The sequence below is a fragment of the Telluria sp. ZT3P26 genome, from assembly GCF_059686035.1.
Genome location: NZ_JCASII010000001.1, coordinates 1,466,162 through 1,488,202, shown reverse-complemented (window position 1 = coordinate 1,488,202; position 22,041 = coordinate 1,466,162). Strand labels below are relative to the sequence as shown.

The window sequence follows — 22,041 nt, the reverse complement described above, 5'->3', positions numbered from 1 at the left end:
ATGGTAAGCCAAAAACGGCGCTTTGTCGCGTCACCCCGCGTCGCGTGCAGCACGCGCCGTTATGCAGCGCCGGGGTTGGCCAGACTGGCCGTCAGGCTGCCCGGCGCGGCGACACCAGTGGCGCTGCCGCTGTCGCCTGTGCCGCCATCGTCCGTACCCGCACCGCCGGACGGCACCTGTGACTGCGACTGCGCCAGACGCGCGGCCAGCCGTTCGGCAAAGCCCGGCGACAGGTCCGGCGCCGGCGTGGCGCGCAAGGCATCCCGGATCAGGTGATACCGGTCCCACGCCTGCTTGCCATCCTTCTCTTGCAGTGCGGCCAGTGCCAGCTCTACATCGGCCTGCGGCAATTCGCCGTCGACCAGCGCCGAGATATGCGCGCGCAGTGTTTCGTTGGTGTCCATCGGAGTGTCCGTCGACGTCGGTGTGTTCACGGTATGTTCAATCTTAATGCTGTGTTCGTACGATCCCGCTACCTACCGTCGTTTGTCAACCGGAAATTCAAGCAAGGGCCGCAATTTGTCGGCGATGACTTCGCGCGCCCGAAAAATACGGCTGCGCACCGTACCGATGGGACAGGCCATGACTTCGGATATTTCTTCGTAGCTGAGTCCTTCTATTTCACGCAAGACAATGGCCGTGCGTAGTTCCAGGGGCAGTGCTTCCATCGCCGCATTCACCGTGTGCGCGATCTGCTTACTGGCCAGCATCGACTCCGGTGTATTGATGTCACGCAGGCTGTCGGCGTCGTCGAAGCCTTCGGCGCCTTCGGCGTCGGTCTCGGTCGAGGTCGGCGCGCGCCGGCCTTGCGTCACCAGGTAATTCTTGGCCGTGTTGATGCCTATCCGGTAAAGCCATGTATAAAAAGCGGAATCACCGCGAAAGTGGCGCAGCGCCCGGTACGCCTTGATGAACGTTTCCTGCACCACGTCCTCGGCCTCGGCCGGATCGTGAACAAGACGCGACACCAGGCGCATCAGGCGACGCTGGTACTTGGAGACGAGCAGGTCGAACGCCTTCTGGTCCCCTGCCTGCACGCGCTCCACCAGCAGCTGATCACTCTCGCGTTCTGTCGTCACGGACCATGCCCCATTGGCGACCCTCTCCTAAGAGTTGATCCCCTGCAATAAGTTCAAAGTATTTTTGTCGCTGTGTCGCGCGTACCCTGCGCCAATGACCGCACGGCCACGGACAGCGCGCGGAAGTCTGCTGGCGAAACGCTGTCGGGCAACAAGGCAAGCGCGACGGTCTTGCCGGCCGCCGTGCGCAGACGCAGCAGCATGCAGACAGGCCAGACCGTGGCGCCAGGCAGCAGCGTCACCGCAACCCCCTCGCCCAGGGGACGGGATGGGTCGGCTGGTGGCGCTGCGCCAGCCGGAGCCACGGCGCCCATCTCTTGTTGTACCGTCAGGCGTAGCTGCCCAAGTCCAGAAATATCAAGGCGGTGCGCCGTTCCAAATCCGTGCAAAAGCGCCTTGGAATGGGTCTGTGGGAAAGCCCCGAAAAGATGGGGGACACGGGCAAAAGGCCGGGCGAGTGCCACCGCGCCGATCAGCGGCGCGACAGCACCCAGCCTGCCGAATGCGAAGCGTTCAGGCGTGCCGAAGCCGACGACCATGGCGGTCGCAACGAGGGCGCCGCCGAACCCGGCGCACAGCCAGAACAGGCAACGCGACGGCCGGACGATGACAGACACCGCACAGTGCATACAACGAGGGGAAACTGGATAGGCTCGCCCGGCGGGCAAGCTGCGGACGTTGCCGCCAGCACCGGAACATCACCGCGGTAGACCAACAAGCGGGCAATGCAACGGGCTGCAGGAAGCGCCCATCCCGTTCGACCGGGATGGGGCTGTCAAGTTCAGATTTTCGCGAAAACGAGGGTACCGTTGGTACCGCCGAAACCGAACGAGTTCTTCACCGCGTAATCGATCTGCATCTCACGCGCCGTGTTGGCGCAGAAGTCCAGGTCGCACTCGGGATCCTGGTTGAAGATGTTGATCGTCGGCGGCGAGATCTGGTTATGGATCGCCAGCACCGTGAACACGGATTCCAGGCCGCCGGCGCCACCAAGCAGGTGACCGGTCATCGACTTGGTCGAATTCACGACAATCTTTTTGGCATGGTCGCCAAACACGCGCTTGATGCCACGCACTTCTGCGGCATCGCCCAATGGCGTCGAGGTGCCGTGCGCATTCACGTACTGCACCTGGTCGGCATTGATGCCCGCGTTATTGAGGGCGTTGACCATGCAACGTGCCGCGCCACTGCCATCCTCGACCGGCGAGGTGATGTGGTTGGCGTCCGCGCTCATGCCGAAGCCGATGACTTCAGCATAAATGCGGGCGCCGCGCGCGACAGCGTGTTCATACTCTTCGACGACCATGACACCGGCGCCCTCGCCCAGCACGAAGCCGTCGCGGTCGCGGTCCCACGGACGCGAGGCCGTGGCCGGATCATCGTTGCGGGTCGACAGCGCGCGTGCCGAGGCGAAACCGCCCAGGCCCAGTGGCGACACGGTCGACTCGGCGCCGCCCGCGATCATCACGTCGGCGTCGCCGTATTCGATCAGGCGCGCTGCCGCGCCGATGCTGTGCAGGCCGGTGGTGCAAGCGGTGACGATGGCCAGGTTCGGGCCACGCAGGCCGAACTTGATCGAGAGATCGCCCGAGATCATGTTGATGATCGAGGCTGGCACGAAGAATGGCGAAATACGGCGCGCGCCGCGGTTCATGTATTCCTCTTTGGTGGCTTCGATCAGCGGCAAGCCGCCGATGCCCGAACCGATCACCACGCCAATGCGGTCCGCATTTTCTTCGGTGACAACCAGACCCGAATCCTGCAGGGCCTGGATACCGGCTGCCATACCGTAATGGATAAAGCTATCCATATGGCGGCCTTCTTTGCCCGGCAGGTAATCCTCGACGACGAAGTTCTTTACTTCACCAGCGAAGTGGGTCGTGAATTGCGACGCATCAAACTTGGTGATGGCGGCAATACCCGACTTGCCAGCCAGCGCTGCATCCCACGCTTCGGTAACGGTGTTACCGATTGGTGAAATGCAGCCCAGGCCAGTGACGACGACACGGCGGTTGCGTGAACGACTCAAGCGATTCTCCCAAAAACTGTAAAGCGACTACTCAGACCCGACTCAGGCTTTGACGTGCGCGGTAGCGTAGTCGATGGCTTGCTTGACGGTGGTGATCTTCTCAGCCTGTTCGTCAGGGATTTCCATTTCGAACTCATCTTCCAGAGCCATCACCAGCTCGACGGTGTCCAGCGAGTCAGCACCGAGGTCGTCAACGAACGAGGATTCGATTTTGATGTCGGCTTCAGCAACACCCAGTTGCTCAGCGACGATTTTTTTAACGCGTTGTTCGATATCCGACATGTTGTAGCTCCATTAAGGTATGTGTTGCGGAAAGTGCGCGCATTTTATCAGGTTTGCGACCTGAAAAACTATTTTCGGCGACTGCGCCTAACTCGCCGGAAAGTCCTGCTAAAAGTAGGGATTGCACTGATATCGTCCTGTTCAAACGGGGCCAATTACCGTGCAAACCTTCCCTTTATTGCTACTGATTTCCTGCTTGATGCTAAATATACTTAATTCATGTACATGCCGCCGTTCACATGCAGCTCGGTGCCCGTGATATAGGCCGCTTGCGGACCGGCCAGGAACGCCACTGCATGCGCGATGTCTTCCGGCTGGCCAAGGCGGCCCAGCGGAATCTGGGTCAGCAATGCAGCGTGCTGGTCGTCGCCCAGCGACTTGGTCATGTCGGTATCGATGAAGCCCGGCGCGACGCAATTGACGGTGATGTTGCGGCTGCCGATCTCGCGCGCCAGCGCGCGGGTCATGCCGGCCACGCCGGCCTTGGCCGCCGCGTAGTTCATCTGCCCAGGGTTGCCCGAGGCGCCCACGACCGACGTGATGTTGATGATGCGGCCAGCCTTGGCCTTCATCATCCCGCGCAGCACCAGGCGCGACAGGCGGCCGACGGCGGTCAGGTTGGTGGCGATCACGCCGTCCCACTCGTCGTCCTTCATGCGCATGGCCAGGTTGTCCTGGGTAATGCCGGCATTGTTGACGAGGATCGACAGGCTGCCGAATTCCTTCTGCACATCCGCCACGACGGCCGCGCAGCGTTCGCTGTCGAGCACGTTCAGGACGACGCCCTTGCCGCCAAACGGCGCCAGGTAGTCCGAGATCGCCTGCGCGCCAGCGTCGCTGGTGGCGGTGCCGACGACTTTCGCGCCCTGGCGGGCCAGTTCGAGAGCGATGGCCTTGCCGATGCCGCGCGATGCGCCGCTGATCAGGGCGACTTGGTTTTCCAGATTCATGGTGGTCCTCTTGTTGGGGTTGTTGGTGCTGCGCCGGCGTTACGCCTTGAACGTGGCCAGCACGCGCTCGAGCGCGGCCTGGTCGGTCAGCGCGTCGCCGACCAGCGCCGGATCGATGCGCTTGGCCATGCCCACGAGCGTCTTGCTCGGTGCGCATTCGATGACCTGCGTGACGCCGTCCTGCGCCATCTTCTGCATCGTCTCGACCCAGCGCACCGGGCCCGCGGCCTGGCGCACCAGCGCATCCTTGATCTGTTCCGGATCGGTCAACACGGCGACATCGACATTGTTGATGACGGGGATCTGTGGCGCGGCAAAGGTCAGCGTGCGCATGTACTCGCGCAGGCGGTCCGATGCGGGCTTCAGCAGCGACGAGTGGAACGGCGCCGAGACCGACAGCTTCATGGCGCGCTTGGCACCCTTCGCCTTGGCGATCTCGCAGGCACGCTCGACCGCCGCCGTGTGGCCGGCGATCACGATCTGGGTCGGCTCGTTGAAGTTGACCGCTTCGACGACCTCGCCCTGCGCGGCTTCGGCACAGACGGCGCGCACGTCGTCGGCCTGCAGGCCGAGGATGACGGCCATGCCGCCCTGCCCGACCGGCACCGCGTCCTGCATCGACTGCGCGCGGAAGCGCACCAGCGGCACGGCGTCGGCAAACGGGATCACGCCGGCGGCGACCAGCGCCGAGTATTCGCCCAGGCTGTGGCCCGCAACGACGGACGGCGCCGGGCCGCCGGCCGCGATCCAGGCGCGGTAGACGGCCACGGCAGCGGTCAGCATGACCGGCTGGGTATTGGTGGTGAGGTCGAGGTCTTCTTTCGGACCGTCGGCGATCAGGCGCTGCAGATCGAAGCCGAGGGCATCGGAAGCTTCTTGCACGGTCTGGTCGACAACCGGGTTGCCGGCGAAACCGTTCAACATGCCCACTGCCTGGGCGCCTTGTCCGGTAAACAGGAATGCGAATTGGCTCATCGTGATATGTCCGTAGTAATTGGTTCTAGGGAGCGCCGCCGGTGACTGCGACGCGGTGCGCGACCGTTACATGCGCGCCAGCACGGCGCCCCAGGTAAAGCCGCCGCCCACGCCTTCCATCAGCACGTTCTGGCCCGGCTTGATGCGGCCATCGCGCACCGCCTGGTCAAGCGCCAGCGGAATCGAGGCGGCCGAGGTATTGCCGTGCTCGTTGACGGTGACGACCATTTTTTCCAGCGGCAGGCCGAGCTTCCTGGCGGTGCCGTTCATGATGCGGATATTGGCCTGGTGCGGCACCAGCCAGTCGATCTGGTCCGGCGTGACGCCGGCGGTATCGAGCACTTCGTGCGCGACCTTTTCGAGCACCGACACAGCCAGCTTGAACACCGCCGGCCCGTCCATGTGCAGGAAACCGCTGCCGGCAACGGCGCCGCCCGCCAGATTGCCCGGGATCGACAGGATGTCGGCATGGCTGCCATCGGCGTGCAGCTTGGTGGCCAGGATGCCCGGCTCATTCGACACTTCCAGCAGCACGGCGCCGGCGCCATCGCCGAACAGCACGCAGGTGCCGCGGTCGTTGAAGTCGACGATGCGCGAGAAAATCTCGGAACCGATCACGAGCACGCGCTTGTGGTTGCCGGCGCGGATGAACGCATCGGCCGTCGACAAGGCGTAGACGAAGCCGCTGCAGACAGCCTGCACGTCAAAAGCGGCGCTGCCATTGGCCATCCCCAGCTTTTGCTGGACGATGCAGGCCGTGCTCGGGAAGCTGCCGTGGAAGTCGGGGGTGGAACTGGCAACGATGACGAGGTCGATGTCGCCCGCCTCGCGACCGGCCATCTCGAGCGCCCGGCGCGCGGCGTGCACGGCCAGGTCGGACGAGAGTTCGTCGGCAGCAGCGAAGTGGCGCGCCTCGATACCGCTGCGGGTGACGATCCACTCGTGCGACGTTTCGACACCTTGCGCAGCCAGCCGCGTGGCCAGCGCTTCGTTGGTGACACGGTTGGCCGGCAGGTAGCTGCCGGTGCCGGTGATTTTGCTGTACAGGGTCATTGCTTCACCATCCGCTCGGTTATTGCGCCTGGCGCTCGATCGTGGACACGGGCTCGAGCACCGGCATGGGCGCTTCGGCAGCGCCCGTTGAATTCGGCATCAGCTCGGTAATTAGTGCCGACAACTGTTCTTGCACATTATTGTGCGCGGCCTCGTAGGCACGCTTGATCGCCCATTCGAACGAATAGGCGTTGGCGCCGCCGTGGCTCTTGAACACCAGGCCCTTCAGGCCCAGCAGACCGGCGCCATTGTAGCGCTCGGGATTGAGTTTCTTCATTGCCTTGCGTGCGAACACGGCGCCGACCATCGACATGATGTCGGACTTGAAGGTCGATTTCATGAAGCGCGACAGGCCTTCGATCGCCTTGAGCATCACGTTGCCGACGAAACCGTCGCAGACGACGACATCGACGGTCCCCTTGAAGATGTCATTGCCTTCGACATTGCCGTAGAAATTGAGCTTGCCGCGGGCAGCATCGTCGCGCAGCAGCACGCCGGTGGCCTTGACCACCTCGTTGCCCTTGATGTCTTCGGTGCCCACGTTCAACAGGCCAATGGTCGGGCGGGGAATGCCTTCGATTGCCGAGCACAGCACCGAGCCCATGATCGCGAACTGGTGCAGGTGATGCGGTTCGCAATCGACGTTCGCGCCCAGGTCGAGGATGTAGGTCGGACCGTTCTTCTGGTTCGGCATGATCGAGCAGATCGCCGGACGGTCGACGCCGGGCATCGTCTTGAGCACGTAGCGCGAGACGGCCATCAGGGCGCCGGTATTGCCGGCCGAGACGCAGGCATTGGCGCTGCCGTCTTTCACCAGCTCGATCGCCACGCGCATCGACGAATCCTTCTTGCGGCGCAGGGCCACCTCGATCGGATCGTCCATCGCGACGACTTCGGTCGCGTTCTTAATGGTCAGACGCGGCAATTTGTCGCCGTGGTGTTTCTTGAGTTCTGCGCGCAGCACCTCTTCGACACCCACGAGCACGAGCTCGGCGTCATCCTGCTTCTTGAGGAACGAGATTGCTGCCGGAATGGTTACTGACGGGCCGTGATCGCCACCCATGCAGTCAATGGAAATTTTTATGGTCATGTATTGGGAATGCCGCGGCTCACACAGGACTGGCGGCCAGATGGGATCAATTCGTCGCCAGGAGGCGCACAGGATCCGCGCTGCTCAACATGACGGGGCGAAACACATGCCCGTGATGCCAACAATGCCTGAGCAGATGCCAAAGAAAAAGCGGCGCCACGCAGATACCATACGTTGCGCCGCTTTCATGGTTCTAAAAGCCAGGACGTCGATTACTCGTCGTTTTTGGTCTTCAGGACCTTGCGACCACGGTAGAAACCGTTCGGGCTGATGTGGTGACGCAGGTGCGTTTCACCGGTGGTTGGCTCGACTGCCAGGTTAGGTGCAACCAGGAAGTCGTGCGAACGGTGCATACCGCGCTTCGATGGGGATTTTTTATTCTGCTGAACAGCCATGATAACTCCTAATACTAAGTTCTAAAATTTTAACACATTCGACGTGCAACGATTTGCGCATCGAGTATCCCAGCAGCAATCTTCAAGGATGTCCCCGGGATTGCCGACACGTTTCCGTCTACTTCTACTACCAATGCCATACTCGAGCGCTGCACGCGTCTGACACATTCTTTTTGCAAATTTTGGGCGACATTCTTTCTACGCTGCCGCCACCGTACTGCGAAACCGATCCTGCTCTTTGTTGGTACTAATTCATTCTGTCTTGAGATTCTTGAGGCCGGCAAATGGCGACGGCTTCTCGTTCTTCAGGCTGTCCAGCAGCTTCGTTTCTGGGCAGACATCGTGCTTTGGCGACTGCGGCAAGGCCAGCAGGGCTTCGTCTTCGAGCAGCTGGCGAATATCGCAGGTGCGGCTGCCGACGATCACATCGATGCTGTCGTCGTCGAGAACGATCTCGATGGCATCGGCTTCTTCGTCATCCTTGCCCAGCACCAGCATGGTCGACGAATCGATGTCGTAATCCATGGGCTGCAGGCAACGCTGGCATTCCAGCTTCACGTGACCGGCGACCTCGAGGGTCAGCGACGGATAACCGTGACGGGTTTGCCCCCCTTGCATCGTCCAGCGGATGTCGCCGCCTTTTTCGGAACTCTCTTCGGCCAGCCGGGTCATCTCGACCAGGGGCGTGCTGCCTTCACGAAAACCATCGCTCTTGCAAAACTCGAAGGCATCAATGATGAAAGCGCTCATTTAGAAAGTCGTCCCGGAAAACCTGCGATAATAGCAGGCTTTTCACCGCAGCGCCATGAAACTGTGGCTTTGCTGCCGATTTATCCCGAGGGCCGCATGCTACCAAGTTCCACCCCGCCCCGCCTGATCCTGGCTTCCAGCTCGGCCTACCGGCGCGAATTGCTGGGCCGGCTCGGCCTGCCGTTCGAGGCGATCGCGCCCGATCTCGATGAAACCCCGCTGCCCGCTGAAACGCCGCCGGCAACCGCGCTGCGGCTCGCGCGTGCCAAGGCCGAAGCCGTGGCGCGCCTGCATCCGGATGCGCTCGTGATCGGTTCCGACCAGGTTGCCACGCTCGACGATCTGCAGATCGGCAAGCCGGGCGACCATGCGCGCGCGCTGGCGCAGCTGCAATTGATGCGGGGCCGTGAAGTCGTGTTCCATACGGCCCTGTGCCTGTGGGACGGGCGCGCTGCCAACCCCGCCGCAGCCGCCCAGATCGACAATGTGCAGGTCCGCGTGCGCTTTCGCGACCTGCCGGATGCCGAGCTCGACGCCTACCTGCGCATCGAACAACCGTACGACTGCGCCGGCAGCGCCAAGAACGAAGGCCTGGGCATCGCCCTGATCGACCACATTCACTCGCTTGATCCGACCGCCCTCACCGGCTTGCCGCTCATCGCCCTGACCGGCATGCTGCGGCGCGCCGGCGTGCGCTTCTTCGGCACCTGATCACTTACCTGAAATGACCATGCCCGGCACCCTGTACCTGATTCCCAATACCCTCGGCCCCCTCGACGCGGCGCCCGGCTGCCTGAACGGCCTGCTACCGACGCAGGTGCAGGCGCTGACCAGCTCGCTCGATTATTTTGTTGCCGAAAACGCAAAAACCGCGCGTGCGTTCCTGAAACTGATCGCCATCGACCATCCGCTGGCCAAGCCGCTGCAGGAAATCGAGATCGCCGAACTGAACGTGAATACGCCGGCTGCGGCGCTGGCGCAATTGCTGGCGCCACTGCTGGCAGGGCGCGATGCGGGCCTGGTGTCGGAAGCGGGCGTGCCAGCCGTGGCCGATCCCGGCGCCGACCTCGTGCGCCTGGCGCATCAGCACGGCATTGCCGTGCGGCCGCTGGTCGGCCCGTCATCGCTGCTGCTGGCCGTCATGGCCAGCGGCCTGAACGGCCAGAGTTTTGCGTTCAACGGTTATCTGCCGACCGATGCGGCGCTGCGCACGAAACGCATCCGCGAGCTGGAAACGCGCTCACGCGGCGAGCGCCAGACGCAACTGTTCATCGAAACACCGTACCGCAATGGCGCGATGCTCGAGGCGCTGGTGGCGGGTTGCCAGCCGGGCACGCTGGTGTGCGTGGCTACCGACCTGTCGCTGCCAAGCGAGTCGGTGCGCACGATGACCGCGGCGAAGTGGAAAGCAGCGCTGGGGGCGAACAAGGGGCCGGACTTCCACAAGAAGCCGACCGTGTTCCTGCTGCTGGGTCAGTAACCAGGCGTTGTTATTCAGCGCACATCGTGGGTCAGTTCACGGACCCAGTCGAAGGCGGCCAGCTCGATCTCGCGCACCTCGGGCACCGTCAGCCCAATCTTCTTGAGCTCGGCACTGAGTTTTTGCCCGCCGACGGCTGCCTCGAGCAGCTCGGCGATGCGCAGCATCGTGCCGAAGTCGCCATCGCGGTCGATCAGTGCGTCGCGCACGTCATGGGCAATCTCGACGTGCACGAGGATCTCGGCCATCCGTACCGAAAACAGGGCTTCGGCCAGCGACATGATGCCGACCGTGAAGGCGCGGTCGGCGCTGGCCGTGTCACCAGGGCGCACGCGCAATGTCATGAGCTCGAGCAGTTTGCCACGCGTGGTTGCCAGTTGCAGCAACGGCGAGTCGAGCGAGACCTGCGCGCCCGCCGCCGTGTACAGCAGGATCTGCAGCCAGCGGCCCAGCTGGCGCCGGCCCAGCACCGCCAGCGCCTGTGACAGCGATTCGATGCGCGGACCCGGCACCGCGCGGCTGTTGACCAGGCGCAGCAGGTTCAGGCTGACCAGCGCGTCGCGCTTGACGGCCGTCTCGATGGTCTGGTTGTCGGCGTTGGAATTGACCAGCTCCAGCAAACGCAGCAGCACGACTTCGGTCGGGGCGATCTTGCGGCCACTGAGGATCACGGGCCGCGCAAAGTAATATCCCTGGAAGTATTCGAAGCCCAGTTCCATGCACAGCTTGAACTCTTCGATCGTCTCGACTTTTTCAGCCAGCAGGCGCTTGCCGGTCTTTTTCAGCGACGCGACCAGTTCACCGAGGGCGTCCGGGGCCACACCCTTGATGTCGACCTTGATGATGTCGATCAGCGAAATCAGCTGATCGAGTTCGCGCGAATGCTCGATGACGTCGTCAACGGCAAACTTGAAGCCGAGGTTTTTGAGTTCGGCCACGCGAGCCAGCAAGGCCGGCGTCGGCTTGACGGTTTCCAGGATTTCGAGGATGACTTTATGCGGCTGCAGGAAGCGCACGAAGTCGCTCATCAGGACGACAGCGTCGACGTTGACGAAGGCCAGCTGCTCGCCGACCACCTGCTCCATGCCCAGCTGGGAGGCATGCGAAATGACGGCGGCCGTCGCGGCGGCGCCGTCCGTCAGCTTGGCATCTTCGTCCTCGCCGGCGGCGCGAAACAGCAGCTCGAATGCCAGCAATTGCTGGTCGCGCCCGAGAATGGGTTGCCGTGCGAGGAAAAAATCGTCAGACGGCACCGAAACCGCTGCCGTTGCATCAGCATGCATTGAAATATTACTCCTGGAAACTATCGCGGCAGATAGCGGCGCGCCAGCGGCGCGCACACACCCACCATTTGCAACCACTATACTACAAAAATGTCAATCTTAGCATTTCGACATCGAATCGAACACTAGCCGCGACCGCCGCCCTGGCGGGTGCGGCCGGTGCGCGGTGCACCCGGTGTTGCCGGGCGATCGCCGCCGGCGCGGGGTGTACGTGGCGCGGCTGCCGCCCCGTCACGCGTCGCGGCAGCACGTGGCGCTGCGCTCCTTGGCGTGGTGGAGCGCGGCGCAGCGCCCGACCGGTCCGCATTCTGTGTCGGACGGCCCGTACCCGATCGTGACGGCTTGACCGGCACTGCCGGCTCGTCGCCTTCGCGCGGCATGACCTGGCCCGGCAGGCGCAGACTGCCCTTGCCCGACAGCGGGCTGGCGCGGCGCGCATTGCCGATCGGCTGACGCGGCATGCCGGCGGCGCCGTCGGTACGGCTGGCGCTGCGACCGAGGGACGTACCCGTGACCTGGGTGCCCTTCTCGATCGTGAAGCGTGCGCCGGCGTCCTTGCCCAACACCCGCACCAGGTACGGCAGCACTTCGCGCAGCATCGGCTCGAGCGTGTACGGCGGGTTCAGGATGAACATGCCGGAGCTGTGCAGGCCGGTGCCGTCCGGGGTCGGGGTCTGGATTGTCAGCGTGACGTTCAGCCATTCCTTGGCCGGCACGCGCTTCAGGCGGTCGGCGAACTGGCGCGATTCCATGCGCTGCAGTACCGGGTACCAGACGGCGTAGATGCCGCTCGGGAAACGCACCAATGCGTCGTCGAGTGCTTCTTTCACGCGCTTGTAGTCATCCTTGACTTCGTACGGCGGGTCGATCAGCACCAGCGCGCGGCGCGACGGTGGCGGCAGCAGGGCCTTCATGCTGTCGAAGCCGTCGCCGCGGTCGATCATCACGCGGCGGCCGCGCGAACGCTCGCCCTGCTCGGCCTTGTGGGCGTCGAGCTTGCGGAAATTATCGGCCAGGATCTTGCAATCGGCCGGGTGCAGCTCGAACAGGCGCAGGCGGTCCTGCTCGCGCGCCATCTGCTCGGCCACATACGGCGAGCCCGGGTAATAGCGCATCTTGCCGCTCGGGTTCATGCCTTTGATCAGATCGAGGTATTCTTTCAACGGTGCCGGGACGTCAGTGAGCGCCCACAGCGGGCCGATGCCGGTATCGAATTCGGCGGTCTTGGTCGACTGGAAGCTGTCGAGTGCGTACACGCCGGCGCCCGAGTGGGTATCGATATAGGTGTAGGCCGCATCCTTCTGGTTCATGTACTGGTGCAGTTGCACCTGGATGAAGTGCTTGAGGACATCGGCGTGGTTACCCGCGTGGAAGGCGTGGCGGTAGCTCAACATAAGCTGGAATTCCTAAAAGTGACGTTGCCGCGCGAAACTGGCGGCGATATTAGGCGCCATTATCCACTACAACCGGGCCCGGCTGGGAATCGGTGCGATCTGCGGTCGACATAAAAAAGGCCGCAACCCTTGTGAGGTTGCGGCCAGCACGCCATCAATGTGCTTGTCAGGCGACTTTCTTTTCTTCGAAGAATTGTTCGTCCTCGGTCGAGCCGTGCAGCGCCGTGGTCGAACTCTGGCCCTGCTGGATGGCCTGGGTCACGGCGTCGAAGTAGCCGGTGCCCACTTCGCGCTGGTGCTTGACGGCCGTGAACCCTTTTTCGGCAGCGGCGAACTCGGCTTCTTGCAGCTCGACGAAGGCCGACATGCCGGTGCGTGCGTAGCCGTGGGCCAGGTTGAACATCCCGTAATTGAGCGAATGGAAGCCGGCCAGCGTGATGAACTGGAATTTGTAGCCCATCGCGCCCAGCTCACGCTGGAACTTGGCGATGGTGGCGTCGTCCAGGTTCTTTTTCCAGTTGAACGACGGCGAGCAGTTATAGGCCAGCATCTTGCCAGGGAACTTGGCGTGGATCGCTTCGGCAAAGCGGCGGGCGAACTCAAGGTCGGGCTTGCCGGTTTCGCACCAGACCAGGTCGGCGAACGGTGCGTAGGCCAGGCCGCGCGAAATCGCTTGCTCGACACCCGGCTGGACGCGGAAGAAACCCTCGACCGTGCGCTCGCCGGTGCAGAATTCCTTGTCGTTGGCATCGACGTCGGACGTCAGCAGGTCAGCTGCTTCGGCGTCGGTGCGGGCGATGACGAGCGTCGTGGTGCCCATCACGTCGGCCGCCAGGCGGGCCGCGTTGAGTTTCTCGATGGCTTCGCGGGTCGGCACCAGCACCTTGCCGCCCATGTGGCCGCATTTCTTAACCGACGCCAATTGATCTTCGAAGTGCACGCCCGATGCGCCGGCTTCGATCATCGACTTCATCAGTTCATAGGCATTGAGCACGCCGCCGAAACCGGCTTCTGCATCGGCCACGATCGGGGCGAAGTAATCGATGTCGTCCTTGCCTTCCGACCATTGGATCTGGTCGGCGCGCTGGAACGTGTTGTTGATGCGGCGCACGACCAGCGGCACCGAGTTGGCCGGATACAGCGACTGGTCCGGATACATTTCACCGGCGGCGTTGGCGTCGCCCGCCACTTGCCAGCCCGACAGGTAGATCGCCTTCAGGCCCGCTTTCACCTGCTGCATGGCCTGGTTGCCGGTCAGCGCGCCCAGGGCGTTCACATACGGCTCGTCATTGACCAGATTCCACAGCTTCTCGGCGCCGCGCTTGGCCAGCGTGTGCTCAATGCGCACGGAGCCACGCAGACGAACGACGTCGGCAGCGGTGTAATTGCGCACAACACCTTTCCAGCGTGGATTGGTATCCCAGTCTTGCTGCAGTTCGGCGATTTGCTGTTCACGGGTAGTCATGGTGTGTTCTCCTGAAGAGTAGTAAGACGTTTGACGAAATATGCGAATCCGTTGAGATCATCATAAAGCCGTTTGTGCGCGGCAGCATCAGTCTTCTATAAGACATACGACTGAAATTTTTATGATTAATATCAATCACTTGGATTCCATATTTCATGATTCGAAATGAAATTTCTCACCGTGGGAATTACAGACCTCGATGGAATGCTGCATATTCCACATTGCACGACGATCATTTCGCATCCTGAAATCTGGCGTCTTATTTCCCGTCAAGAAACGACAAAGGGCGCGGCAATTGCCGCGCCCTTTTCATGTCAACCGAAGCGGCTTACTTCGCCAGTTCGACCGTCTGCTCACCAAAGGTCAGCTCGCCACCCCGCACCCGGACCGGAATCACGTCCTTCGGTCCGAAGCGGCCCGACAGGATCGCTTTCGACAGCGGATTCTCGATCTGTTGCTGGATCGCGCGCTTGAGCGGCCTTGCGCCATACACCGGGTCATATCCTGCTTCGGCAATCTTCTGCAGCGCCTCTTCGTCGATGTCGAGCGTCATGTCCATCCTGGCCAGGCGCGCTTCCAGGATCTGCAGCTGGATGCGGGCAATGGCGCCGATGTTCTTCTCATCCAGTGCATGGAACACGACGATCTCGTCGATACGGTTGATGAACTCGGGGCGGAAGTGCCCGCGCACCTCGGCCATCACCGCCATCTTCACGACGGCCGGCTCATCGCTCTCCATCGCCTGGATCCGGTGCGAACCCAGGTTCGACGTCATCACGATCACCGTGTTCTTGAAGTCGACCGTGCGGCCCTGGCCATCGGTCATGCGGCCATCGTCCAGCACCTGCAGCAGCACATTGAACACGTCCGGGTGCGCCTTCTCGATCTCGTCGAGCAGGATCACGCTGTACGGTTTGCGCCGCACGGCTTCGGTCAGGTAACCGCCCTCTTCGTAACCGACATAGCCCGGCGGCGCGCCGATCAGGCGGGCGACCGAATGCTTCTCCATGAATTCGCTCATGTCGATGCGGATCATCGCATCCTGCGTATCGAACAGGAAGCCGGCCAGCGCCTTGCACAGCTCGGTTTTACCGACACCGGTCGGGCCCAGGAACATGAACGAACCGTACGGACGATCCGGGTCGGACAGGCCGGCGCGCGAACGACGGATCGCGTCCGACACCGCTTCGATGGCTTCATCCTGGCCCACGACGCGCTTGTGCAGCTCGTCCTCGATGTGCAGCAGCTTGTCGCGCTCGCCCTGCAGCATGCGGGTGACCGGGATGCCCGTCGCACGCGAGACCACTTCGGCGATCTCCTCGGCGCCCACCTGCGTGCGCAGCAGCTTGGGCTTCTGGCCGTCGAGTTCAGCGCGCGCGGTGCTGGCTTCCGCGTCACGCAGTTGCGCTTCGAGTTCCGGCAGGCGGCCATACTGCAGCTCGGATGCCTGCTGCCAGTTGCTCTGGCGGCGCGCCTCTTCCATCTGGTAGCGGATGCGCTCGATCTCTTCCTTGATGTGCGTGGTGCCCTGCACCGCGGCCTTCTCGGCTTTCAGGATTTCTTCGAAGTCGTTGTACTCGCGTTCCAGGCGCACGATTTCCTCGCCCAGCAGCTCGAGGCGGCGCTGCGATGCTTCGTCGGTTTCGCGGCGCACGGCTTCGCGCTCGATCTTCAGCTGGATCATGCGGCGCTCGAGGCGGTCCATGACTTCGGGCTTCGAATCGATCTCGATCTTGATCTTGGCCGCCGCTTCGTCGATCAGGTCGATCGCCTTGTCGGGCAGGAAACGGTCGGTGATGTAGCGGTGCGACAGCTCGGCCGCCGCGATGATCGCCGCGTCGGTGATGTCGACCTGGTGGTGCAGCTCGTATTTCTCCTGCAGCCCGCGCAGGATGGCAATCGTCGCTTCGACGCTTGGCTCGTCGACGATGATCTTCTGGAAGCGGCGCTCGAGCGCGGCGTCCTTTTCAACGTACTTGCGGTACTCGTCAAGTGTGGTCGCGCCGACGCAGTGCAGCTCGCCGCGCGCCAGCGCTGGCTTGAGCATATTGCCGGCGTCCATCGCGCCTTCGGCCTTGCCGGCACCGACCATCGTGTGCAGCTCATCGATGAAGACGATCGTCTGGCCTTCGTCCTGCGCCAGCTCTTTCAGCACGCTTTTGAGGCGCTCTTCGAATTCACCGCGGAACTTGGCACCGGCCAGCAGCGACGCCATGTCGAGCGACAGCACGCGCTTGCCCTTGAGCGAATCGGGCACTTCGCCATTGACGATGCGCTGGGCCAGCCCTTCGACAATGGCCGTCTTGCCCACGCCCGGCTCACCGATCAGCACCGGATTGTTCTTGCTGCGGCGCTGCAGCACCTGGATCGCGCGGCGGATTTCATCGTCGCGGCCGATGACCGGGTCGAGCTTGCCGGCGCGGGCGCGCTCGGTCAGGTCGAGGGTGTATTTCTTGAGCGATTCGCGCTGGCCTTCGGCTTCGGGCGAATTGACGCTTTCGCCACCGCGCACGGCCTGGATGGCCGACTCGAGCGACTTCTTGGCCAGGCCGTTTTCACGCGCCAGGCGGCCGGCGTCCGACTTGTCTTCCAGCAGCGCCAGCAGGATCATTTCGGACGAGACGAAGCCGTCGCCGCGCTTCTGCGCTTCGCGATCGGCCAGGTTCAGCAAGCCCATCAGGTCGCGCCCGACCTGGACGTTGCCGCCGGTACCGGTGACCTTCGGCTGGCGCTCGAGCGAGGCCTTCAGCGCATTGGACAGCGCACCGACGTTCACGCCTGCGCGCTGCAGCAGCGAGCGCGCGCTGCCGTCGTCCTGGTTCAACAGCGCCACCAGCAGGTGCACTGTTTCAATGTATTGGTTATCGTTGCCGACCGCCAGGCTCTGGGCATCCGCCAGCGCTTCCTGGAGCTTGGTCGTCAGTTTATCTTGTCGCATGGTGTGACTCCTGAGTTGGTTCTTGGTTGCGATACAAGATTGGGATGACAGGATGCTTTTCAAGCGCGGAGTCGCGCTTTACGTAAGAAAAACACCTACAAGACGAAAAGTACTCAGCTGTCGGACAATTTCGACTCGGGCGCCGGTCCCGCCGCCTGCAGATCGCGCACGTTCTTTTGCACGGCAACCACGGCAAACAGCGACAGCGCAAACGACATCGCATAAAAGCCCTTCTCGCTCAGCGCCAGGGTGGCGTTGACGAGGCCGATGCCCAGCAGCCCGATCGACGCGGCCAGCGAGAACCAGCACAGCGACGAATACAGGCCCGTGACCGCCACGCCCTCCGCGCGGTCGCGGACGGTCTTTTGCAGAGAAATCGCGGCGAACAGTCCGTACAGCAGCAGCACGAGGTAATAACCTTTTTCGTTCAGCTGCATCTGGGCGTTCCAGAGGCCGATCAGATAGGCTGCCATGCCGATGATGAGCGCGCCCCAGGAGGCGCCGACGAAGGCCGCGGTGGGCCGGTAATGGGTATTCATGGTCGAGCTCCTGTGCATTTACTGGACGGAAACTCTAGCATGCTTCAACCGGGCCATTTATGCGTTGTCAGGGAAAACCGCCCTGCCCGCAGCATTTACCCGCGCAGGGTACGCAGCAGGGCAAAACCAGCCATGCAACACAGCAGCGCGCCAATCAGGTGCAAGGCCGTGTGCGCCAGTGCCCAGCCGATCTCGCCACGCTGCAGCAGCGTCATCGATTCGCCGGAAAAACTGGAGAAGGTCGTCAAGCCGCCAAGGAAGCCGGTGACGATGAACAGGCGCCAGTGCGGCGCCAGCCCGGGCTGGTCGGCAAAGAACGCCAGTGCGCAGCCAATGAGGAAGCCACCGATCAGGTTAGCCGCCAGCGTGCCGATCTGGACAAAGCCGTGCAGGCTGCCCAGCCACAGCCCGAGCCCCCAGCGCAGCCAGGCGCCGATGGCGGCGCCAAGCCCGACGGCAAGGAAACTCAGCGGGCTTGCCATCGCGCCCGCGCCGTATCGTCCGTCACGCGCGCATCAACCCAGCGCGCGCCGTCCGGCGTGTCTTCTTTCTTCCAGAACGGCGCTTCGGTCTTCAGATAATCCATGATGAATTCGCAGGCCGCAAACGCGTCACCGCGGTGCGCGGCGGTAACGGCCACCAGCACGATCTGGTCGAGCGGCAGCAGCGGCCCCACGCGGTGGATGACCAGCGTGGCGAACAGCGGCCAGCGCGCGGCGGCCTGGGCCGCGATATCGTCGAGCGCTTTCTCGGTCATCCCGGGATAGTGTTCGAGTTCCATCGCGGCGACCTGCGCGCCATCGTTCAGGTCGCGCACGGTGCCGACGAACGTCACGATGGCGCCAACGCGGGCATCGCCCTCGCGCAGGCGCGCAACTTCGAGGCCAAGGTCGAAGTCGCCGGTTTGCACACGCACGTGGTTCATGACGCCTCCTTCGGCTGACGCAGCATCAGGCATTCAATCCGCGTTTCGGTGCGCACGTCGGCCAGTGCCGGCAGCGCCAGCAGCGCGCGCAGTTCGGCCGTGTTGCCGCCCGGCTTCTGCCCCGACTTGAGGGAGCTTTGCAGCACCTCGACCTGCAGGCGCAGGCGGTCGCGGGCGAACTCGGCGCCGCTGTCGATGCCGGCGGCGATTTCCAGGCGCAGCAGATCATTCAGCAGGCGCGGCTGGTTTTCCTGGAGCAGGCGCGCATACGCGGCGCGATCGCCTTCGAGCGCTGCCAGCGCTGCATCGAACCGCTTCTGCAGGATCGGCTCGTAACCGCCGTCGACCGGCGCCAGTGCGGCCCAGCGCGCACGCCAGTCGTCGCCCTGCATATGGGTGCCACCATTGCTGGCGGGATCGGCCAGTGCGGTTTCGAGCGCCTGGATCAGGCGCAGCTTGTCGCGCACGACGCCGGCCAGGACCGTGTCGGCGGCGCGCCGCACCTGCGCCACCTGGGCCTGCACCTGGGCCACGGCAGCCTGGTAACGCTGCTCGACACGCGCCTCGTGGGCACGCGGCACCGGGCCGATCGCCTGCCACTCGGCCGCGGCTTCGCGCAGCAACCTGGCCACGTTCGACGGCGTCGCATCCGCCGCCGCCGCTTCGAGGCGCGCGCACAGCGCTTCCTTGGCCGCTTCGTGGGTACGGCGTTCACTGTCGGCAGCGTGCGCATGCTCCTTGCGCGCCGCGAACAGCGCATCGCAGGCAGCGCGGAAACGCTGCCACAGCGCCTGCTCGGCCTTGCGCTCGAGCGGCAATGCGCGTGCATGCTCTTGCCAGCGGCTCTGCAACTCGCGCAGCATGTCGACCGCGTGCCGTTCGTTCGGATCGAGCTTGTGGACTTCTTCGATCAGTTGCTCGCGCACGGCCACTTCGACCTTGCGCTGGTTTTCCAGCGGGCGCTGCAGCGTGGTCAGCGCCTCGGAGAACAGGCCATCGAGACGTTTCTTTTCCTTGCGGTCGACCGCGCCCAGATGACTCCACGCCGTACGCAGGCGCTGGACGGTGGCCGACACGTGCTTCCAGTCAGCGTTGTCTCCCTGCAGGCGGGCGATCTCGGCCTGGGCTTCGTCGACCAGCGCCTGGCCGCGCGCGGCATTCGCGTGGCGTTCGTCGGCCAGCTGGCGGAAATGCGCGGCGGCTGGTGCGTAGGCAGCGCTGCAGGCGGCGTCGAAGCGCTCCCACAGGCTGCGCGGCGCCGGGCCGGACAAGGTGTCGAGCGCCTTCCAGCGCTCGCGCATGCTGCCGACCTTCTTGGCCAGCTCGCCCATCGCCAGGTTCTGCGTGGCCAGCGTCTCGACCGTCTTGATGAGTTCTTCGCGCGACACGTTACCGCCCCAGCGCGCCCAGTCGGACAAGCGCTTCAGGTCGGCGCGCAGATGGTTCAGGTGCTCGAGCTGGGCAGCCGTCAGGCGCACGCCCTTGTCCTTGGCTTCCTTCAGCGATTTGTCGATTTCGGCGGCGGTGCCGAGCGAGCCCTGCTGCAGGGCGGCTTCGAGCGCCTCGAGCTGGTCGAGGAAGGCCTGGTCGGCGCCCTTGTCCCTGGCGGGCGCGCTGCCGGTGTCGGCTGGTGCTGGGGCCTGTACCGCCTTGGGCTTGCGGACCGCTTGCGGGAACGACGCCAGCAACGCGTCGAAACGCGCCTGCAACGCCTCGGCGGCGGCATTGGCAGGCATGGCCGGCAGGCGCTGCCAGTCGCGGCGCAGGGCATCCGGTGTCAATTCCGCCTGCGGCTGCGCTTCCCATGCGGCCAGTGCCGCGTCGCGGGCTTCCAGCGCTGCAGCATCTTTCTCGGCGGTAGCAAGACTGGCCGTCAGGCGCGCCAGTTCATTGCCCACCTCGCCCACCAGCGCGCGCGGCAGCGACGGGTGACCAGGGTCGGCCAGTGCCGCTGCCTGTTCCTGCTGCAGGCGGGCCAGCGCCTCGCCGAGTGCGGCAGCGTCCAGTCCCTGACCGTCGAGCTGGCGCAATGCCGTCAAGCGATCGATCATGGCGCGCTGCAACTGCACCTGCGCTTCGAGACGCGCACCAAGCTGGGCGCGCACGGCCGCGAAGTCGGCAGCGAGTTCCGGCGCGCGGATGACCGACCATTTACGATCGAGTTCGCCAACGTGGTTAGGCGTGAGCAACACATCACCCAGCATGGCGCGCGCCTGCGCCAGCGTGTCTTCACCACGACGCAGTTCGGCTTCGTGGTGGCGGATCGCGTCCAGCCGCCCATGCACGAGCTTGGCAACGCGACGATCGACATTGCGCATCGCGCCGTACACGCGCTCGAGGTGCTCGCGGCCATGGAGCAGCTCGGCGGCGGCCAGGCGCAATTCGGAAAACGGGGATTGCAGGATGAACTCGGCGGCAGCGGCTTCGTCGCTGCCAAGCGCCTTGAGCTGCGCAGCCTGGCGCTCGCGGGCGCTGGCCACGGCGGCGCGCGCCTCGGCGGCCTGCGCTGCAGCCTGGTCTGCCGCCTGTGCGGCAGCGGCGGCGGCTGCCGCCTTGGCCTTGTTACCCGCCCTGGTACCAACCGGCTGGGCAGCGCCCGATTTCGCCGGGACTGGCTTGGCGGCGCCCTGCTGCTCGCCGGACGCGGCCGGCTTGCTGCCCTGCCGCTTGAAGAGAAAATCGAACATAGGAAATTCGCACCGCTAAAACTGCCATCATAGCAAAGAACAGGGTGTCAGCCGGTGCGCACGGCCTGCTGCAGCGGCTAATTCACGATGGGCGCGACGGGCGCCGCGGCGACCGATTTCCTGACTGAAACTTCTGGCACCGCCATGGTCCGCACCACGCCACGCCCCGTGTCCCGGTGTTCGTTCTGCACCGTGTCGTGCGCCAGCATCTGGTTGGCAATCGTGAACCAGTGGTCGCCCGGGATCACCGTGCGCGCCAGCGGCAGCAACTCGCGTTCTTCGCGGTCCAGGCGCTCAAGAAGCAGTTCGCAGCATTGTTCAAGCGCCGCCAGGCAGCCGGGGTCGCCGTCGGACGCGGCGGATTGGGCCGCCATGCACGCCGCGTGTGCACGCCGGCTCAGCGCATCGAGTTCGGCCAGCAGCGTGACCGCATCGACGCCGCGCCGGCGTAGTGCCGGCAGCACGAACTTGTCGAGCTTGCGCCACTGGCACGCCTCGCTGGCCTGGCGCAGCGCCTCGCAAGCCGCTTCGTACTGGTGCGCCGCTGGCGGCTCGCCCCACCAGGCGGCGGGCCGCCAGCGGTCGAGCAGCGTCTGCAGGGCGGTGCGCGCCCGGGCCTGTTCGACGGACAGCGCCACCAGCGTGTAGGTGGAAGTCAGCATGATGTCTCCTCTCAATGCGCCGCCAGCGGGCATGGCGAGGCCAATGCCGGATCGGCTGGGGATGC

At 63.9% G+C, this 22,041-nt stretch carries 22 protein-coding genes; 2 read left to right on the top strand and 20 right to left on the bottom strand.

Features of this window, described 5'->3' with window-relative positions; genetic code table 11:
* Positions 1-59 precede the first annotated feature (59 nt).
* From AC56LN_RS06605 to AC56LN_RS06555, 11 genes are all read right to left on the bottom strand, one after another.
* Positions 60-404, bottom strand: coding sequence for a sigma-E factor negative regulatory protein (locus tag AC56LN_RS06605; RefSeq protein ID WP_499570526.1), 345 nt, complete (start codon positions 402-404; stop codon positions 60-62).
* Positions 405-476: 72 nt separating this feature from the next.
* Complete coding sequence (gene rpoE, locus AC56LN_RS06600) at positions 477-1,079, bottom strand: RNA polymerase sigma factor RpoE (RefSeq protein WP_499570524.1); 603 nt, start codon at positions 1,077-1,079, stop codon at positions 477-479.
* Between the two features lie 53 nt (positions 1,080-1,132).
* Positions 1,133-1,696, bottom strand: a complete 564-nt coding sequence (locus AC56LN_RS06595) for a protein YgfX (RefSeq protein WP_499570522.1) — start codon at positions 1,694-1,696, stop codon at positions 1,133-1,135.
* 164 nt (positions 1,697-1,860) lie between these two features.
* Complete coding sequence (gene fabF, locus AC56LN_RS06590; RefSeq protein ID WP_482899309.1) at positions 1,861-3,108, bottom strand: beta-ketoacyl-ACP synthase II; 1,248 nt, start codon at positions 3,106-3,108, stop codon at positions 1,861-1,863.
* Between the two features lie 42 nt (positions 3,109-3,150).
* On the bottom strand, positions 3,151-3,390 hold the full coding sequence (acpP, locus tag AC56LN_RS06585; protein ID WP_020653257.1) for an acyl carrier protein: 240 nt from the start codon (positions 3,388-3,390) through the stop codon (positions 3,151-3,153).
* Between the two features lie 212 nt (positions 3,391-3,602).
* Positions 3,603-4,340 (bottom strand): 3-oxoacyl-ACP reductase FabG, encoded by a 738-nt coding sequence (fabG, locus tag AC56LN_RS06580; protein WP_499570520.1) that lies wholly within the window; start codon positions 4,338-4,340, stop codon positions 3,603-3,605.
* 39 nt (positions 4,341-4,379) lie between these two features.
* Positions 4,380-5,315: an ACP S-malonyltransferase gene (gene fabD, locus AC56LN_RS06575; RefSeq protein WP_499570518.1), complete on the bottom strand. Its 936-nt coding sequence runs from the start codon at positions 5,313-5,315 to the stop codon at positions 4,380-4,382.
* A 66-nt stretch (positions 5,316-5,381) separates the two neighbouring features.
* The gene (locus tag AC56LN_RS06570) at positions 5,382-6,368 is read right to left on the bottom strand and encodes a beta-ketoacyl-ACP synthase III (RefSeq protein WP_499570516.1); all 987 of its coding nucleotides are present in this window, start codon (positions 6,366-6,368) and stop codon (positions 5,382-5,384) included.
* Between the two features lie 19 nt (positions 6,369-6,387).
* On the bottom strand, positions 6,388-7,458 hold the full coding sequence (plsX, locus tag AC56LN_RS06565; RefSeq protein WP_332530891.1) for a phosphate acyltransferase PlsX: 1,071 nt from the start codon (positions 7,456-7,458) through the stop codon (positions 6,388-6,390).
* A gap of 212 nt (positions 7,459-7,670) precedes the next feature.
* Entirely contained in the window at positions 7,671-7,853 is a 183-nt protein-coding gene (gene rpmF, locus AC56LN_RS06560) for a 50S ribosomal protein L32 (protein ID WP_028104096.1), read from the bottom strand.
* 252 nt (positions 7,854-8,105) lie between these two features.
* Positions 8,106-8,603 carry a YceD family protein gene (locus tag AC56LN_RS06555; protein WP_482899314.1) on the bottom strand — a complete coding sequence of 166 codons (498 nt, stop codon included), beginning with the start codon at positions 8,601-8,603 and terminating at the stop codon, positions 8,106-8,108.
* Between the two features lie 96 nt (positions 8,604-8,699).
* Between AC56LN_RS06555 and AC56LN_RS06550 the strand changes: the two genes are divergently transcribed.
* Positions 8,700-9,314 carry a Maf-like protein gene (locus tag AC56LN_RS06550; RefSeq protein ID WP_499570514.1) on the top strand — a complete coding sequence of 205 codons (615 nt, stop codon included), beginning with the start codon at positions 8,700-8,702 and terminating at the stop codon, positions 9,312-9,314.
* Positions 9,315-9,333: 19 nt separating this feature from the next.
* Positions 9,334-10,083: an SAM-dependent methyltransferase gene (locus AC56LN_RS06545; protein ID WP_499570512.1), complete on the top strand. Its 750-nt coding sequence runs from the start codon at positions 9,334-9,336 to the stop codon at positions 10,081-10,083.
* Between the two features lie 14 nt (positions 10,084-10,097).
* Here the strand turns inward: AC56LN_RS06545 and AC56LN_RS06540 are convergent, their stop codons facing one another.
* The 9 genes from AC56LN_RS06540 to AC56LN_RS06500 form a co-directional block, all read right to left on the bottom strand.
* Positions 10,098-11,366: an EAL and HDOD domain-containing protein gene (locus AC56LN_RS06540; protein ID WP_482899317.1), complete on the bottom strand. Its 1,269-nt coding sequence runs from the start codon at positions 11,364-11,366 to the stop codon at positions 10,098-10,100.
* Positions 11,367-11,491: 125 nt separating this feature from the next.
* Positions 11,492-12,760 (bottom strand): 23S rRNA (adenine(2030)-N(6))-methyltransferase RlmJ, encoded by a 1,269-nt coding sequence (locus AC56LN_RS06535; RefSeq protein WP_499570509.1) that lies wholly within the window; start codon positions 12,758-12,760, stop codon positions 11,492-11,494.
* Positions 12,761-12,926: 166 nt separating this feature from the next.
* On the bottom strand, positions 12,927-14,225 hold the full coding sequence (gene aceA / locus AC56LN_RS06530; RefSeq protein ID WP_332530897.1) for an isocitrate lyase: 1,299 nt from the start codon (positions 14,223-14,225) through the stop codon (positions 12,927-12,929).
* Positions 14,226-14,553: 328 nt separating this feature from the next.
* Positions 14,554-17,163, bottom strand: a complete 2,610-nt coding sequence (gene clpB / locus AC56LN_RS06525; protein WP_499570507.1) for an ATP-dependent chaperone ClpB — start codon at positions 17,161-17,163, stop codon at positions 14,554-14,556.
* A 113-nt stretch (positions 17,164-17,276) separates the two neighbouring features.
* Positions 17,277-17,702 (bottom strand): inner membrane protein YiaA, encoded by a 426-nt coding sequence (gene yiaA / locus AC56LN_RS06520; protein WP_499570505.1) that lies wholly within the window; start codon positions 17,700-17,702, stop codon positions 17,277-17,279.
* A 95-nt stretch (positions 17,703-17,797) separates the two neighbouring features.
* Positions 17,798-18,184 (bottom strand): fluoride efflux transporter CrcB, encoded by a 387-nt coding sequence (gene crcB, locus AC56LN_RS06515; RefSeq protein ID WP_499570503.1) that lies wholly within the window; start codon positions 18,182-18,184, stop codon positions 17,798-17,800.
* Positions 18,169-18,627 (bottom strand): molybdopterin synthase catalytic subunit MoaE, encoded by a 459-nt coding sequence (gene moaE / locus AC56LN_RS06510; protein WP_482899323.1) that lies wholly within the window; start codon positions 18,625-18,627, stop codon positions 18,169-18,171. Before moaE ends, crcB begins: the two co-directional genes overlap by 16 nt.
* Positions 18,624-21,314, bottom strand: a complete 2,691-nt coding sequence (locus AC56LN_RS06505) for a DUF349 domain-containing protein (RefSeq protein ID WP_499570500.1) — start codon at positions 21,312-21,314, stop codon at positions 18,624-18,626. The genes moaE and AC56LN_RS06505 overlap by 4 nt, the downstream gene beginning before the upstream one ends.
* Positions 21,315-21,391: 77 nt before the next feature.
* Positions 21,392-21,976 carry a hypothetical protein gene (locus AC56LN_RS06500; RefSeq protein ID WP_499570498.1) on the bottom strand — a complete coding sequence of 195 codons (585 nt, stop codon included), beginning with the start codon at positions 21,974-21,976 and terminating at the stop codon, positions 21,392-21,394.
* Positions 21,977-22,041 lie beyond the last annotated feature (65 nt).

What these genes read in the sequence shown, in the direction of transcription:
- AC56LN_RS06605 (WP_499570526.1), bottom strand. Translation starts at nt 404, where the DNA reads ATGGACACCAACGAAACACTGCGCGCGCATATCTCGGCGCTGGTCGAC.
- acpP (WP_020653257.1), bottom strand. Translation starts at nt 3,390, where the DNA reads ATGTCGGATATCGAACAACGCGTTAAAAAAATCGTCGCTGAGCAACTG.
- fabG (WP_499570520.1), bottom strand. Translation starts at nt 4,340, where the DNA reads ATGAATCTGGAAAACCAAGTCGCCCTGATCAGCGGCGCATCGCGCGGC.
- fabD (WP_499570518.1), bottom strand. Translation starts at nt 5,315, where the DNA reads ATGAGCCAATTCGCATTCCTGTTTACCGGACAAGGCGCCCAGGCAGTG.
- AC56LN_RS06570 (WP_499570516.1), bottom strand. Translation starts at nt 6,368, where the DNA reads ATGACCCTGTACAGCAAAATCACCGGCACCGGCAGCTACCTGCCGGCC.
- plsX (WP_332530891.1), bottom strand. Translation starts at nt 7,458, where the DNA reads ATGACCATAAAAATTTCCATTGACTGCATGGGTGGCGATCACGGCCCG.
- rpmF (WP_028104096.1), bottom strand. Translation starts at nt 7,853, where the DNA reads ATGGCTGTTCAGCAGAATAAAAAATCCCCATCGAAGCGCGGTATGCAC.
- AC56LN_RS06555 (WP_482899314.1), bottom strand. Translation starts at nt 8,603, where the DNA reads ATGAGCGCTTTCATCATTGATGCCTTCGAGTTTTGCAAGAGCGATGGT.
- AC56LN_RS06550 (WP_499570514.1), top strand. Translation starts at nt 8,700, where the DNA reads ATGCTACCAAGTTCCACCCCGCCCCGCCTGATCCTGGCTTCCAGCTCG.
- AC56LN_RS06545 (WP_499570512.1), top strand. Translation starts at nt 9,334, where the DNA reads ATGCCCGGCACCCTGTACCTGATTCCCAATACCCTCGGCCCCCTCGAC.
- AC56LN_RS06540 (WP_482899317.1), bottom strand. Translation starts at nt 11,366, where the DNA reads ATGCATGCTGATGCAACGGCAGCGGTTTCGGTGCCGTCTGACGATTTT.
- AC56LN_RS06535 (WP_499570509.1), bottom strand. Translation starts at nt 12,760, where the DNA reads ATGTTGAGCTACCGCCACGCCTTCCACGCGGGTAACCACGCCGATGTC.
- aceA (WP_332530897.1), bottom strand. Translation starts at nt 14,225, where the DNA reads ATGACTACCCGTGAACAGCAAATCGCCGAACTGCAGCAAGACTGGGAT.
- clpB (WP_499570507.1), bottom strand. Translation starts at nt 17,163, where the DNA reads ATGCGACAAGATAAACTGACGACCAAGCTCCAGGAAGCGCTGGCGGAT.
- yiaA (WP_499570505.1), bottom strand. Translation starts at nt 17,702, where the DNA reads ATGAATACCCATTACCGGCCCACCGCGGCCTTCGTCGGCGCCTCCTGG.
- crcB (WP_499570503.1), bottom strand. Translation starts at nt 18,184, where the DNA reads ATGGCAAGCCCGCTGAGTTTCCTTGCCGTCGGGCTTGGCGCCGCCATC.
- moaE (WP_482899323.1), bottom strand. Translation starts at nt 18,627, where the DNA reads ATGAACCACGTGCGTGTGCAAACCGGCGACTTCGACCTTGGCCTCGAA.
- AC56LN_RS06505 (WP_499570500.1), bottom strand. Translation starts at nt 21,314, where the DNA reads ATGTTCGATTTTCTCTTCAAGCGGCAGGGCAGCAAGCCGGCCGCGTCC.
- AC56LN_RS06500 (WP_499570498.1), bottom strand. Translation starts at nt 21,976, where the DNA reads ATGCTGACTTCCACCTACACGCTGGTGGCGCTGTCCGTCGAACAGGCC.